Here is a 13,694-nt window from a genome sequence, read left to right as displayed (position 1 = left end):
TTGGACTCAAATCCACTGATTTAGTGCGCTGTTCGCCCGGTGTTTGGTTATGCTCTTGGGGCAGACGCATGCCCGGCTGCTAGATTACTTCGGTTGAGTGCCACCGTGTTCAGCTCGCCACACAAGAGAATTCAATGACTGTCAGTACCCCGCTTTCCGGCGTCAACCATCCCTTCAAAGGCATCCTGCTGATTGTGCTGGCGACGTTCCTGTTCTCCAGCCACGACGCCCTGTCCAAATACCTGGCCGGGTTCTACCCGATCGTGATGGTGGTGTGGGCGCGGTACATGGTGCACACGCTGCTGATGGCCGGGATCTTCCTGCCGCAATCGGGCCTGCGCGTGCTGCGCAGCAAACGGCCGGGGATGCAGGTGGTGCGGGCGTTGTGCTTGTTGGGCACCAGCCTGTTTTTCACCACGGCGCTGCATTACATCCCGTTGGCGGAAGCCACGGCGGTGAACTTCCTTGCGCCGATCCTGGTGACGGCGCTCTCGGTGCCCCTGCTCGGCGAGCACGTCACGCGTGGCCAATGGCTGGCGGTGATCTGCGGGTTTGTCGGCGTGGTGATCATTATCCATCCGGGCGGTGAGCTGTTCACCCCGGCGGTGCTGTTGCCACTGTGCTCGGCGCTGTTCTTCTGCTTCTACCAACTGCTCACGCGCATCCTCAGCCAATACGACAGCCCCACCACCAGCAACTTCTTCGCCGGCCTGTGCAACACCCTGGTGATGAGTGCGATGGTGCCGTTCTTCTGGCAGGTACCGACCCTGTGGCATGGGGTGATGATGCTGGCGCTGGGCACCTGCGGGATGACTGCGCACTTGATGCTCACCCAGGCGTTCCGCTTCGCGGCGCCGGCCTTGCTGGCGCCGTTCGGCTATTGCCAGATCGTGTTTGCGGGGTTGTTGGGTTGGCTGGTGTTCAGTCATACCCCCGACATGACCACGGTGGTCGGTATCGGGGTGATCTGCATGAGCGGCTTGGCCGCTGCCTGGCAGCAGCGGCGGCGTTGATTACACCTCTACCGTAGGAATCTTGCGCGGCGCCATGAAGTACATCCACACCAGTGCGATGAAATACATCGCCGGAATCAGGGTGAACAACAGCGTGTAGTTGTTGTTGGTCACGGTCAGGATATGGCCGACGATCTGGGTCATGAACATGCCGCCGATGGCCGCGCACATGCCGCCGAAGCCGAACACCGTGCTCATCATGTGCTTGGGCGTGTAGTCCATCACCAGGCTCCAGATGTTGGCGGTCCAGGCCTGGTGCGCGCCGATGGCCAGGGAGATGGCGAACACCGCGACCCACAATTGGCTGGAGCCGGCCGCCATGATCACGCCGACGATGCAGCAGGCGAACAAGAGCATCGACAGCAGCCGCGCCTTGATCGAGTTCATCCCGCGACCGATCAGGAACGAGGACAGAATGCCGCCGCCCACGCTGCCGAAGTCGGCGGTGAGGTAGATGATGATCAGCGGGATGCCCATCTGCGTCACGTTGATGCCCAGGTTGTATTGCTGGTTCAGGAATGGCGGCAGCCAGTACAGGTAGAACCAGAACACCGGGGCGGTCAGCGAGTACGCCAGGGCGAAGGCCCAGGTGCCGCGCATGCGCAGGATGCGGCTGAACGGTACGCGGGGTTGTTCCGGCTCGACTTCCTGTTGCACGTAGTCCAATTCGGATTGTTTAACGGTGGGATGCTCTTCCGGGTTGTAGTACTTCAAGCCCCACAACACCAGCCAGATACCACCTAGCGCCGACATGCACAGGAACGCCGCCTGCCAGCCCCACACGTGCAGGATCAACGGCAGCAGCATGGGCGTCATCATCGCGCCGACGTTGGTGCCGGCGTTGAAGATACCGGTCGCCACCGCGCGCTCGCCGGCCGGGAACCACAGGCGCGTGGTTTTCACGCACGCCGGGTAGTTGGCGGCCTCGGTCAGCCCGAGGATAAACCGGCAGACCATGAAGCCGACTGCCGAGGTAGCCAGGCCGTGGGCGCCGGTGGCCAGGCTCCACAGCAGCACCGCGCAGAAAAACACGCGCTTGACGCCTACCCGGTCGATCAAGCGGCCCTGCAGCACAAAGCCGATGGCGTAGCCGACCTGGAACCAGAAGTTGATGTTGGCGTAGTCCATCGCCGTCCAGCTCATCTCCTTGGCCAGAATCGGTTGCATCACGCCCAGGGCGGCGCGATCAATGTAGTTGAGGGTGGTGGCGAAGAACACCAGGGCCAGCATGCCCCAGCGGGTTTTACCCACGGCCAGGGCGCCGCGGATCTTGTCGCCGATGCCGGCGTGCGGGGTGCCGGGGCGCGCGGCCAGGGCGGAGTTTTGCAGAGGCATGAGGTCGTACCCGTTTTTGAAATTTTTATGGTGTGTTCTGGGTCTTGATGCAGGTTCGATGGTGCGCAGTGGTTAAAAAGTCGTCAATTCGCCAAAGGGGCATAGTGTTCGATAATCGCACCAAAAACTAACCGGTTCGTACATTTTAATTGCCGCGTGTAGGCTGTGGGCGAATAATTTGCCATAAACAACAATTGCCGGGAGTGACCCATGCAACGTTCCATCGCTACCGTGTCGTTGAGCGGCACCCTGCCGGAAAAGCTCGAAGCCATTGCCGCCGCCGGGTTTGATGGCGTTGAGATTTTTGAAAACGACCTGCTGTACTACGACGGCAGCCCCCGTGAAGTCAGGCAGATGTGCGCCGACTTGGGCATTGCCATCACCCTGTTCCAGCCATTTCGAGACTTCGAGGGCTGCCGCCGTGATCGTCTGGCGCGCAACCTTGAGCGCGCCGAGCGCAAATTCGATCTGATGCAGGAGCTGGGCACCGACTTGGTGCTGGTATGCAGTAATGCCTCGGCCGATTGCGTGGGCGATGAGCGCATCCTGCTGGACGACCTCAGCCTGCTGGCCGAACACGCGGGCCGTCGTGGCTTGCGAATTGGCTATGAAGCGCTGGCCTGGGGCAAGCATGTGAACACCTGGCAGCAGGTATGGAACCTGGTGCGCCAGGTGGATCATCCCAGCCTGGGTGTGCTGCTCGACAGCTTCCACACCTTGTCGCTCAAGGGCGACCCGAGCGCCATCGCCGAAATCCCCGGCGACAAAATCTTCTTCGTGCAAATGGCCGACGCGCCGATCCTGGCCATGGATGTGCTGGAGTGGAGCCGGCATTTTCGCTGCTTCCCCGGCCAGGGTGAGTTCGACCTGGCTGGGTTTCTCGCGCCGATCATCAAGAGTGGCTACACCGGGCCGTTGTCCCTGGAGATTTTCAACGACGGCTTTCGCGCCGCACCGACCCGGGCCAACGCGGCGGATGGTTTGCGCTCGTTGCTGTATCTGGAAGAGAAAACCCGCCAGCGCCTGGCGGCGGAACAACCCGCCGCGCCCGTGGATATCCTGTTCGAGACCCCGGCGGCCAGCGAGTACGACGGCATCGAATTCCTCGAATTTGCGGTGGATGAAAGCCTCGGCGCCAAGCTGACCCATTGGTTGGAACGCCTGGGCTTCGCCAAGGCCGGCCAGCATCGTTCCAAGAACGTGAGCCTGTTGCGCCAGGGCGATATCAACCTGATCCTCAATTGCGAACCTTATTCCTTTGCCCACAACTTTTTCGAGGCCCATGGCCCGTCGCTGTGCGCCACGGCGATGCGGGTCAAGGACAGCGCCAAGGCGTTGGAACGGGCAGTGGCCTACAAGGGCCAGCCCTATCGCGGCCTGGTCGGGCCCAACGAACTGGAGTTGGCGGCCGTACGGGCGCCGGATGGCAGCTTGATTTACCTGGTGGATCAAAGCGAAGGCGGGCTATACGACACCGATTTCAACCTGCAACCCGTCACCGCCAGCGGCGGCTTGCTGCGCATCGACCATATGGCCATGGCCCTGCCGGCCGACAGCCTCGACAGCTGGGTGCTGTTCTACAAAAGCTTGCTGGATTTTGAAGCCGATGACGAAGTGGTGCTGCCCGACCCTTACGGGCTGGTCAAAAGCCGCGCACTGCGCAGCCGCTGCAGTTCGATTCGCCTGCCGCTGAATATTTCCGAGAACCGCAATACGGCGATTTCCCACGCGCTTTCGAGCTATCGCGGCTCGGGCGTGCACCACATTGCCTTCGATTGCGCGGATATTTTCGCCGAGGTGCGCCGGGCCAAGGAGGCTGGGGTGCCGCTGTTGGATATCCCGCTCAACTACTACGATGACTTGGCTGCACGCTTTGATTTCGACGATGAGTTCCTCAGCGAACTGGCGTACTACAACGTGCTGTACGACCGTGACGCCCAGGGCGGTGAGCTGTTTCATGTCTACACCGAAGCCTTCGAGGGCCGGTTTTTCTTCGAGATCATCCAGCGCAAGAACGGCTATGCCGGTTATGGCGCGGCCAATGTGGCGGTGCGTTTGGCGGCAATGGCCAAGTCGCGCAGCGGTGCGGTGCGTCAGGCGCGTTTATAACGGTGGGGAGGTGCTTCCTTCGGGGAGCGCCTCGGCCCATAATCGGGCCTGCATAAAAACGCCGTGAGCGCACCATGACCCTGACTCCCGACCTCCCTGCCGTGTCAGACGCACCGCGCAAGAGTCGCAAGAACAATCCGGAAAAGACCCGCGAGAATATTCTCCAGGAAGCCATTGTCGAGTTCGTTCAGCAGGGCCTGTCCGGCGCCCGCGTGGACGCCATCGCCGAACGCATCCACACCTCCAAGCGCATGATCTATTACTACTTCGGCAGCAAGGAGCAGCTCTACGTCGAGGTGCTGGAGAAGCTCTACGGCGATATTCGCAACACCGAAACGCGCATGAACCTCACGGCCCTGGAACCGCGCGAAGCGATCCGCCGGCTGGTGGAGTTCACCTTCGACCACCATGACCAGAACGTGGATTTCGTGCGCATTGTCAGCATCGAAAATATCCACAACGCCGAGTACGTAAAGCGCACCAGTACGATCAAGGACATGAACAGCAAAATTCTCGAGGGGCTCGGTGAGACCCTGCGTCGCGGCGCTGAAATGGGGCTGTTTCGCGAAGGGTTGGAGCCGCTGGATGTGCATCTGTTGATCAACTCATTCAGTTTTTACCGTGTCTCCAACCGGCATACCTTCAGTGAGATCTTTCAGATTGAACTGTCGGATGAGGCGATCAAGCAGCGGCATCGGGAGATGATCTGCGAGTCGGTGTTGCGTTATCTGCAAGCTTGAGAACTGGCTGTACGCGGTCAATGTGGGAGGGGGCTTGCTCCCGATAGCGGTGTGTCAGCCACCCCATGTTGCGCTGACAGACCGCTATCGGGAGCAAGCCCCCTCCCACATTTTCGGCCCGGTTTCTACTGCTGGCTGTTCATGCTCTGAAAGTGCGCCAACATCCTGCCAGCATCCGCCGCCTCACCACTGAACAACTCAAACGCCTTCACCGCCTGAAACACCGCCATATTGCCGCCATCCAACGTGCGGCAACCCAAGGCGCGTGCGTCGCGCAGCAACTCGGTTTCCAATGGGAAATACACGATTTCCGCCACCCATAACCCTGCATGTAATAACGCGGCGGGCACCGGTGTGCCGGGCAGCTTGGCCATGCCCATTGGTGTGGTGTTGACCAGGCCGTCCGCCTGCGCCATGGCGTTGGTCAAGTCGCTGCCGACCTGGGCGCGACCGGTGCCAAAACGCCGGGCGAGGTTATCCACAAGCTCGCGGGCGCGGAGGCTGTCCAAGTCAAAAATGCTCAGCTGTTCAACGCCCTCGGCCAGCAGCGCGTGCGCCACCGCCGCGCCTGCACCGCCGGCGCCCATCTGCACCACGCGCTGGCGTGGCACATCATTCAAGTTGCGTCGGAAACCCTCGGCGAACCCCAGGCAATCGGTGTTATGGCCGATGCGCTTGCCGTCCTTGAATACCACGGTGTTGACCGCGCCAATGCCCTTTGCCTCGTCGGACAATTCATCGAGCAACGGCAGGATCGCTTGCTTGCACGGGTAGGTAATGTTCAAACCGGTGAAGTGCATCTGCTCGGCGGCACGCAGCAGTTCGGGAAGGGCGTGGCTGTTCAGGCGCAGCGCTTCCAGGTCGATCAGGCGATACAGGTAGCGCAGGCCCTGGGCGTCACCTTCCTGTTCATGCAGGGCGGGCGTGCGGGAAGCCTGGATGCCGGCGCCGATCAGGCCGGCGAGAACGCGGGGTTTCATCAGGCGCATCCTTTCAACGAGTGGCTGAAATGTTCCAGGGCCAAGTGGTAGCCATGGCTGCCAAACCCGGCCAGCACCGCCTTGGCGATGGGCGAGACAAAGGAGTGATGACGAAACGCCTCACGGGCGTGCACGTTGGACAAATGCACCTCGATCACCGGCACTTCGCTGGCCACCAGCGCATCACGAATCGCCACCGAGGTATGAGTCCAGGCCGCCGGGTTAATCACGATCCCGGCGCAACGGGCGCGGGCGGCGTGGATCCAGTCGAGCAGTTCGCCCTCGTGGTTGGTCTGGCGAAACTCGATGGTCAGCCCGAGTTTTTCCGCGCTGCGCCCGCACAGGGCGGCAATGTCGGCCAAGGTTTCGTGGCCATAGGTGGCAGGCTCGCGGGTACCGAGCAGGTTGAGATTGGGGCCATTGAGCACCAGCACGATGGGTGGCATAGAAGGTCTCCGCAGTTCTTCTTGGTTATGCGGATAAAATGTACTGGTTGGTTAATTTGGTCAATGAACGACGGCGGTTGTGTTCGATTATCGAACTTTTAATTCATTGCGCAGGGAGGATCGCGTGTGGGAGGCGGCGAGAGCCGCCCCACACCGGTAACAGCGCGCGGCAGATTATCGACGGGTCAGCAACACACCCGATTCCATATGGTGCGTCCACGGGAACTGGTCAAACATCGCGCATTGAGTAATGCGGTGCGTGTCGTGCAGCTGTGCGATGTTCGCCGCCAACGTCTCCGGGTTGCAGGAGATGTACAGGATGTTGTCGAAGCGCCGGGTCAGTTCGCAGGTGTCCGGGTCCATGCCGGCGCGGGGCGGGTCGACGAAGACGCTGCCGAATTCGTAGCTTTTCAGGTCGATGCCATGCAGACGGCGGAACGGGCGCACTTCATTCAGGGCCGCGGTGAGTTCTTCGGCGGAGAGGCGCACCAGGGTGACGTTATCCACGGCATTTTCATCGAGGTTGCTCAGGGCCGCATTCACCGAGGTCTTGCTGATTTCGGTGGCCAGCACGTTACGCACGCGGGTCGCCAGCGGCAGGGTGAAATTGCCGTTGCCGCAGTACAGCTCCAGCAAGTCGTCCGGGCGATCACCCAGGGCGTCGTAAGCCCAGTTGAGCATCTTCTGGTTCACCGTGCCGTTGGGCTGGGTGAAGGCGCCTTCGGGTTGGCGGTAGCTGAAGGTGCGGCCACCGACCTCGAGTTTTTCCACCACGTAGTCGCGGCCGATCACATCGCGCTTGCCCTTGGAGCGGCCAATGATGCTCACGTTCAGCTCAGCCGCCAGCTTGTTCGCTGCGGTGTGCCAGTGTTCATCCAGCGGGCGGTGATAGCACAGGGTGATCATCGCGTCGCCGGCCAGGGTGGTGAGGAATTCCACCTGGAACAGTTTGTGGCTCAGGGCGGCGCTGGCTTGCCAGGCGGCCTTGAGCTGCGGCATCAACTGGTTGATGCGCTGGCTGGCGATGGGAAACGCTTCGATCAGGATCGGCGTGCGCTTGTCGTCCTGGGCGAACATCGCGTAGTGGCGCTCGCCGCCTTCGCGCCACAGGCGAAACTCCGCGCGCAGGCGGAAGTGCTGCAGCGGCGAGTCGAAGACCTGCGGCTCGGGGGCGTCGAACGGTGCCAGCAGGTCACGCAGGCGCGTGACCTTGTCTTGCAGTTGAGCGGTGTAGTGTGCGGCGTCGAAAGTCATGCGTTGAACCAGCCCAGCTTGATCACGAACAGAATCGACAGAATCACCAGGGCCGGGTTCAGCTCACGGTAGCGGCCCGAAAGCAGCTTGATGGCGGTCCAGGCGATGAAACCGAAGGCGATGCCGTTGGCGATGGAGTAAGTGAAGGGCATCGCCAGGGCGGTGATTACCACCGGCGCGGCCACAGTAATGTCATCCCAGTCGATTTCGGCCAGGCCGGACGTCATCAAGACGGCCACGAACAGCAGCGCCGGCGCGGTGGCGAAGGCCGGTACGCTGGCCGCCAGCGGTGAGAAGAACAGCGCCAGCAGGAACAGGATCGCGACCACGATGGCGGTCAAGCCGGTACGGCCACCGGCGCTCACGCCAGCGGCAGATTCGATGTAGCTGGTGGTGGTCGAAGTACCCAGCAGCGAGCCGGCCATGGCCGCCGTACTGTCGGCGATCAGCGCACGGCCCATTTTCGGCATGTGGCCGTCCTTGCCCATCAGGCCGGCGCGCTTGGCGACGCCGATCAGGGTGCCGGAGTTGTCGAACAGGTCGACGAACAGGAACGCGAAGATCACGCTGACCAGGCCGATGTCCAGCGCGCCCTTGATATCCAGTTGCAGGAAGGTCGGGGCCAGGGACGGTGGCATCGAGGTCACGCCGCCGAACGGGGTGAAGCCCATCACAATGGACACGATGGTCACCGCCAGGATGCCGATCAGAACCGCACCACGCACGGCCAGGGCTTCCAGGGCCACGATCAGCACAAAACCGAGGGTGGCCAGGATCGGCGCCGGTTGTTTCAGGTCGCCCAGGCCCACCAGCGTGGCCGGATTGGCGACCACGATACCGGCGTTGTGCAAGGCGATCAGCGCCAGGAACAGGCCGATACCGGCGGCAATCGCCGAGCGCAGGGGCAGGGGAATGCTGTTGATGATCCACTCACGGATACGGAAGATCGACAGCAGGAAGAACAGCACCGCCGAAATGAACACCGCGCCCAATGCCACCTGCCAAGTGTGGCCCATGTGCAGGACCACGGTGTAGGTGAAGAAGGCATTGAGGCCCATGCCCGGCGCGAGGGCGATCGGGTAGTTGGCGATCAGGCCCATCACGGTCGAACCGATGGCCGCCGCCAGGCAGGTCGCGACAAACACCGCGCCCTTGTCCATGCCGGTTTCGCCGAGGATGCTCGGGTTCACGAACAGGATGTAGGCCATGGCCAGGAATGTCGTGATACCCGCGAGAATCTCGGTGCGCACGTTGGTGTTGTGGGCTTTGAGTTGAAACAGCTTTTCCAGCATGCCGGCTCCCTGTGACGCTATCTTGCGTCGTGATTTGTTGACCTCTAAGTCAAAGCACAAACTGCGCCAAGCGCTTGTGGCTTCAGAGAGGATCGGAAAAAGCGGCGCATCATACCAGCAGCCGAGGCTGTGTGGCGCATGGCCTTGAGGCATACTGCGCCGACGTTCAACAGCAGGTCATCGACAGCATGAAAAAAGCCAACGCGTGGAGTCTAGCTCTGATCCCTTGTCTGAGCCTGTGGCTCGGCGCGGCACCGGTGTGGGGCGCGGCTGCACCGGCCTTGAGCGAGGTGCGGGTGTTCAAGGTCGAATCGGCGAAGTGCAGCGAGACCATTCCGGACCGTGTGCAGACCACCCAGATGTGCGAGCACCGTGGGCCGACGAAGGTCTCGGTAATGGAAGTCGGCCTGGGCAACAGCCCGATGGGCCGCTTCAATGGCGCCGAGTTGAACGGGCAGCGCACGGCGGTGTGCCAGGTGGGCAACATCAGTGAGGCCTGTAACGGCGTGGGCACGCTGATGGGCTACATCTATGTGTTTGACCTCAACGTGCAAGCCCAGGGTTGGTTCGAATTCACCAACACCTCGATCAATCCTCCGCAAAACACCCTGAAAGCCCAGCTCAATATCCGCTGATCAATTGGCTTGAACGCTCAAAACCCTGGGAAGTCGTACCCCTGAGACGGCGATTTCCCTGAACGCCGCGGATGTACATCAACCCGTGAGGTGTTTATGAGCGCGACCCCCAATGGCGCGGCGGCCCAGCCGTTCGTCGCCCACCCGATACGCTTGACCTTGAATGGCCAGGATCGCCAATTGAGTGTGTTGCCCTGGACCACCTTGCTGGACCTGCTGCGCGAACAATTGGACCTGATCGGCAGCAAAAAAGGCTGCGACCACGGCCAGTGCGGCGCGTGCACCGTCTTGCGTGACGGCAAGCGCGTAAACGCCTGCCTGACCCTGGCCGTGATGTGCGACGGCGCCGAGCTGACCACTATCGAAGGCCTGGCCGACGGCGATCAGTTGCACCCGATGCAGCAAGCCTTCATCAAGCACGATGCCTTCCAATGCGGCTACTGCACCCCCGGCCAGATTTGCTCGGCGGTCGGCCTGGCCAACGAAGGCCGCGCCCACGACAGTGCCCAGGTGCAGGAATTGATGAGCGGCAATCTGTGCCGCTGCGGTGCCTACAGCAATATCCGCGCGGCCATCGAAGAGGCGCTGCCGGCGTGCGGCAACCGGGGAGGTGAGCAATGAACCCCTTCCATTACAGCAAACCGGCCGACGTGCACGAGGCGGTGCACCTGAGCAGCGCGGCATCGCGCTTCATTGCCGGGGGCACCAACCTGCTGGACCTGATGAAAGAGAACATCAGCCGCCCCGAACACTTGATCGATATCACCGGGCTGCCGCTCAATGCCATCGAAGAAACCGCCGACGGCGGCCTGCGCATCGGCGCGCTGGTCAGTAATGCCGATCTGGCCTGGCACCCGCTGATTGAGCAGCGTTACCCATTGCTGTCCCAAGCCATTCTTGCCGGGGCCTCGCCGCAACTGCGCAACATGGCCAGTACCGGTGGCAACCTGCTGCAGCGCACCCGTTGCTACTATTTCTATGACGCCACGGTGCCGTGCAACAAGCGTGAGCCCGGCAGCGGCTGCCCGGCGCGCACCGGCTTGAACCGCATCCATGCGATCCTCGGCGCCAGCGAGCAGTGCGTCGCCACCCACCCTTCGGACATGTGCGTGGCCCTGGCGGCGCTGGAGGCGCGGGTGCATGTCGAAGGGCGCGGCGGGGCGCGGGTCATCGAGTTCGCCGACTTCCACCGCCTGCCCGGCGATGCACCGCAACGCGACAACCAATTGGCCGACGATGAACTGATCACCGCCATTGAATTGCCTGCCGATAACCTGGCCCGCCACAGCCACTACCTGAAAATCCGCGACCGTGCGTCCTACGCGTTCGCGCTGGTGTCGGTTGCCGCCGCGTTGGAATTGAACGGCGACGAGATCATCGACGCCCGCCTGGCCCTTGGCGGTGTGGCGCACAAACCCTGGCGCGACCGCGCGGTAGAGGCGTCGCTGATAGGCCGCCGCGTCAGCCGCGAAACCTTCAGTAACGCTGCCGATGCCCTGCTGCAGGATGCCGAGCCGCTGCAACACAACGGCTTCAAGATCAAGCTGGCGCGCCGCGCAATCATTCGTGCACTGAGCGACGCTGCGGTCGCAGGAGAACAGCCATGAGCGCCATCGGCAAACCCCTGGACCGTGTCGACGGTCTGCTCAAGGTCACCGGCAAAGCGCGTTATGCCGGTGAATTTCCCGAGGACGGCCTGCTGCATGGCAGCGTGGTGTCGAGCACGATCGCCAAAGGCCGTGTCCTGCGCATCGATGCCTCAAGGGCCCTGGCACTGCCGGGTGTGGCGGAGGTCATCCATCACCTCAATCGCCCGAAAATTGCCAGCTACGACGATGCGTTCGCCGATGCAGATGCCGCCGATGGCTCGCCATTTCGCCCGCTGTATAACGACCGCGTGCTCTACAGCGGCCAGCCCCTGGCCCTGGTGATCGCCGATAACCTGGAGCTGGCGCGGCATGCCGGCTCGCTGGTCGACATCGAATACGCGGCGGAAGATTTCGAAACCGACCTGATCGCTCAGCAGCAATCGGCTCACCCTTCGCCCCAGACACCGCCCGGGCCGCGTGGCAACTTCCAGGCCGAATGGGCGGGTGCCGCCATCAGCCTCGATCTGCACTACAGCACGCCCATCGAACACCATAACCCCATGGAACCCCACGCCAGCACCGTGCTGTACCAGCCCGACGGCACCCTGCATATCCACGACAAAACCCAGGGCCCGCAGAACTGCCAGGCGTATGTGCAAAAAGTCTTTGGCCTGGATAAGAGCCAGGTACGCATCTTCGCCGCGTTCGTCGGTGGCGCCTTTGGTTCGGGCCTGCGCCCGCAGTACCAATTGCCGCTGGCGGTGATGGCATCGCTGGCGCTCAAGCGCTCGGTGCGCGTGACCCTGACCCGTCAACAGATGTTCACCTTCGGCTACCGCCCGCGCACCTTGCAGCGCTTGCAGATGGGCGCCGCCGCCAACGGGCGCTTGCTGGCCCTGGGGCATACCGCGATTGGGCAGACTTCGCGCTTCGAGGATTTCAGCGAACACGTGGTGGAATGGAGCGGCATGCTCTACCACTGCGATAACGTGCAATTGACCTACAAGCTGGTGCCGCTGGACGTCTTCACCCCACTGGACATGCGCGCTCCCGGTGCCGCCCTGGGCGTGATCGGCCTGGAATGCGCCATGGACGAACTGGCCTGCGCCCTGGCCATCGACCCGGTGCAACTGCGCCTGATCAACTACGCCGAACGTAACCAAAATGAAGACAAGCCCTGGTCGAGCAAGGCCCTGCGCGAGTGTTACAGCGAAGGTGCCGAGCGTTTTGGCTGGAGCCAGCGCAACCCCGAACCGCGCAGCATGCGCGACGGCCGCCAGTTGATCGGCTGGGGCATGGCCGGTGGTGTATGGGAAGCCATGCAGATGAAAGCCAGCGCCAAGGCGCGCCTCGATACGAGCGGCAAACTCACCGTCAGCAGCGCCACCACCGATATCGGCACGGGCACCTACACCGTGATGACCCAGATCGCGGCGCAGGCCAGCGGTGTGGCGGTGGAGGACGTGGTGTTTTTGCTCGGTGATTCCTCACTGCCTACCGCGCCGCTGCAAGGTGGTTCGTTTACCGTGTCGTCCGTCGGCACCGCCGTGCAGCAAGCCTGCGAGGCCTTGACCGCCAAACTGCTGGCCGTTGCCCGGCAGACTTACCCGGTGTTCCAGGATGCCGAGTCCGTGCGCTTTGAAGACGGCCAACTGCACACCGGCGACGTGAGTGTGTCGTTGGCCCAACTGGTCAAGGACAGCGGCGAGGACGCGCTTGAGGTGCAGGTCGACAGCGAGCCCGACAAGAAGCGCGAGGGCTATGCCACGGCCACCCATTCGGCGGTGTTCGTCGAAGTACGGGTAGATGAAGACTTGGGCACCATCAAGGTCAGCCGCGTAGTCAGCGCGATTGCGGCCGGGCGCGTGGTCAATCCGAAAATGGCGCGCAGCCAGATCCTCGGCGGGGTGGTGTGGGGCATCGGCATGGCGCTGCACGAAGAGACTCAGGTCGACCATCAGCTGGGTCGCTACATGAACCACAGCCTGGCCGAGTACCACATCCCGGTGAATGCCGATATCGGTGAGATTGACGTGGTGTTTGTCGAAGAGCACGACCAGATCGTCAATGCGCTCGGGTCCAAGGGCGTGGGCGAAATCGGCATTGTCGGGGTGGCGGCGGCGGTGGCGAATGCGATCTATCACGCCACTGGCAAGCGGGTCCGGGAGTTTCCGATCACCCTGGACAAAGTGCTCTAAAACACACCGCGTAACTCATGTGGGAGGGGGCTTGCTCCCGATGACGGAGTATCAGTCGAGGATGATGTGACTGATCTACCGCTATCGGGGGCAAGCCCCCTCC

General features: G+C 62.3%; 12 protein-coding genes. 7 read left to right on the top strand and 5 right to left on the bottom strand.

The genetic code is table 11. The features are described 5' to 3' along the window. The first annotated feature begins 134 nt into the window (after nucleotides 1–134). Nucleotides 135–1,013 carry a DMT family transporter gene (locus C4J86_RS22865; RefSeq protein ID WP_065935812.1) on the top strand — a complete coding sequence of 293 codons (879 nt, stop codon included), beginning with the start codon at nucleotides 135–137 and terminating at the stop codon, nucleotides 1,011–1,013. On the opposite strand, the gene C4J86_RS22860 is transcribed toward C4J86_RS22865, so the two are convergent. Next, nucleotides 1,014–2,348 (bottom strand): MFS transporter, encoded by a 1,335-nt coding sequence (locus tag C4J86_RS22860; RefSeq protein WP_124371940.1) that lies wholly within the window; start codon nucleotides 2,346–2,348, stop codon nucleotides 1,014–1,016. It abuts the gene before it with no gap. A 210-nt stretch (nucleotides 2,349–2,558) separates the two neighbouring features. On the opposite strand from C4J86_RS22860, the gene quiC reads away from it, so the two are divergent. Beyond that, the gene (gene quiC, locus C4J86_RS22855) at nucleotides 2,559–4,457 is read left to right on the top strand and encodes a 3-dehydroshikimate dehydratase QuiC (protein WP_124371939.1); all 1,899 of its coding nucleotides are present in this window, start codon (nucleotides 2,559–2,561) and stop codon (nucleotides 4,455–4,457) included. A gap of 74 nt (nucleotides 4,458–4,531) precedes the next feature. Next, nucleotides 4,532–5,197, top strand: a complete 666-nt coding sequence (locus tag C4J86_RS22850) for a TetR/AcrR family transcriptional regulator (protein WP_124371938.1) — start codon at nucleotides 4,532–4,534, stop codon at nucleotides 5,195–5,197. Nucleotides 5,198–5,322: 125 nt separating this feature from the next. Here the strand turns inward: C4J86_RS22850 and C4J86_RS22845 are convergent, their stop codons facing one another. The 4 genes from C4J86_RS22845 to C4J86_RS22830 form a co-directional block, all read right to left on the bottom strand. Continuing rightward, nucleotides 5,323–6,180, bottom strand: a complete 858-nt coding sequence (locus tag C4J86_RS22845; RefSeq protein ID WP_164487804.1) for a shikimate dehydrogenase — start codon at nucleotides 6,178–6,180, stop codon at nucleotides 5,323–5,325. Then, complete coding sequence (aroQ, locus tag C4J86_RS22840) at nucleotides 6,177–6,623, bottom strand: type II 3-dehydroquinate dehydratase (protein WP_124364504.1); 447 nt, start codon at nucleotides 6,621–6,623, stop codon at nucleotides 6,177–6,179. Before aroQ ends, C4J86_RS22845 begins: the two co-directional genes overlap by 4 nt. Nucleotides 6,624–6,797: 174 nt before the next feature. Then, nucleotides 6,798–7,877 carry a tRNA (uridine(54)-C5)-methyltransferase TrmA gene (gene trmA, locus C4J86_RS22835; RefSeq protein WP_124371936.1) on the bottom strand — a complete coding sequence of 360 codons (1,080 nt, stop codon included), beginning with the start codon at nucleotides 7,875–7,877 and terminating at the stop codon, nucleotides 6,798–6,800. Next, on the bottom strand, nucleotides 7,874–9,169 hold the full coding sequence (locus C4J86_RS22830) for an NCS2 family permease (protein WP_124364502.1): 1,296 nt from the start codon (nucleotides 9,167–9,169) through the stop codon (nucleotides 7,874–7,876). The genes trmA and C4J86_RS22830 overlap by 4 nt, the downstream gene beginning before the upstream one ends. A 188-nt stretch (nucleotides 9,170–9,357) precedes the next feature. Between C4J86_RS22830 and C4J86_RS22825 the strand changes: the two genes are divergently transcribed. The 4 genes from C4J86_RS22825 (at nucleotide 9,358) to C4J86_RS22810 (ending at nucleotide 13,591) form a co-directional block, all read left to right on the top strand. Beyond that, nucleotides 9,358–9,804 (top strand): DUF4879 domain-containing protein, encoded by a 447-nt coding sequence (locus tag C4J86_RS22825; protein ID WP_124371935.1) that lies wholly within the window; start codon nucleotides 9,358–9,360, stop codon nucleotides 9,802–9,804. Nucleotides 9,805–9,900: 96 nt separating this feature from the next. Beyond that, nucleotides 9,901–10,425, top strand: coding sequence for a (2Fe-2S)-binding protein (locus tag C4J86_RS22820; RefSeq protein ID WP_124371934.1), 525 nt, complete (start codon nucleotides 9,901–9,903; stop codon nucleotides 10,423–10,425). Further along, nucleotides 10,422–11,411, top strand: coding sequence for a xanthine dehydrogenase family protein subunit M (locus tag C4J86_RS22815; RefSeq protein WP_124371933.1), 990 nt, complete (start codon nucleotides 10,422–10,424; stop codon nucleotides 11,409–11,411). Before C4J86_RS22820 ends, C4J86_RS22815 begins: the two co-directional genes overlap by 4 nt. Continuing rightward, entirely contained in the window at nucleotides 11,408–13,591 is a 2,184-nt protein-coding gene (locus C4J86_RS22810) for a xanthine dehydrogenase family protein molybdopterin-binding subunit (protein ID WP_124371932.1), read from the top strand. The genes C4J86_RS22815 and C4J86_RS22810 overlap by 4 nt, the downstream gene beginning before the upstream one ends. Nucleotides 13,592–13,694 lie beyond the last annotated feature (103 nt).

The sequence above is a fragment of the Pseudomonas sp. R2-7-07 genome (assembly GCF_003852355.1).
Lineage (GTDB): Bacteria > Pseudomonadota > Gammaproteobacteria > Pseudomonadales > Pseudomonadaceae > Aquipseudomonas.
Note: the sequence above shows the minus strand (reverse complement) of the source record. Positions and strands in the feature narration are given on the sequence as shown.

Excerpts from the sequence above, each read along its gene's own strand:
- C4J86_RS22865 (WP_065935812.1), top strand. The coding sequence starts at position 135 with ATGACTGTCAGTACCCCGCTTTCCGGCGTCAACCATCCCTTCAAAGGC.
- C4J86_RS22860 (WP_124371940.1), bottom strand. The coding sequence starts at position 2,348 with ATGCCTCTGCAAAACTCCGCCCTGGCCGCGCGCCCCGGCACCCCGCAC.
- quiC (WP_124371939.1), top strand. The coding sequence starts at position 2,559 with ATGCAACGTTCCATCGCTACCGTGTCGTTGAGCGGCACCCTGCCGGAA.
- C4J86_RS22850 (WP_124371938.1), top strand. The coding sequence starts at position 4,532 with ATGACCCTGACTCCCGACCTCCCTGCCGTGTCAGACGCACCGCGCAAG.
- aroQ (WP_124364504.1), bottom strand. The coding sequence starts at position 6,623 with ATGCCACCCATCGTGCTGGTGCTCAATGGCCCCAATCTCAACCTGCTC.
- trmA (WP_124371936.1), bottom strand. The coding sequence starts at position 7,877 with ATGACTTTCGACGCCGCACACTACACCGCTCAACTGCAAGACAAGGTC.
- C4J86_RS22830 (WP_124364502.1), bottom strand. The coding sequence starts at position 9,169 with ATGCTGGAAAAGCTGTTTCAACTCAAAGCCCACAACACCAACGTGCGC.
- C4J86_RS22825 (WP_124371935.1), top strand. The coding sequence starts at position 9,358 with ATGAAAAAAGCCAACGCGTGGAGTCTAGCTCTGATCCCTTGTCTGAGC.
- C4J86_RS22820 (WP_124371934.1), top strand. The coding sequence starts at position 9,901 with ATGAGCGCGACCCCCAATGGCGCGGCGGCCCAGCCGTTCGTCGCCCAC.
- C4J86_RS22815 (WP_124371933.1), top strand. The coding sequence starts at position 10,422 with ATGAACCCCTTCCATTACAGCAAACCGGCCGACGTGCACGAGGCGGTG.
- C4J86_RS22810 (WP_124371932.1), top strand. The coding sequence starts at position 11,408 with ATGAGCGCCATCGGCAAACCCCTGGACCGTGTCGACGGTCTGCTCAAG.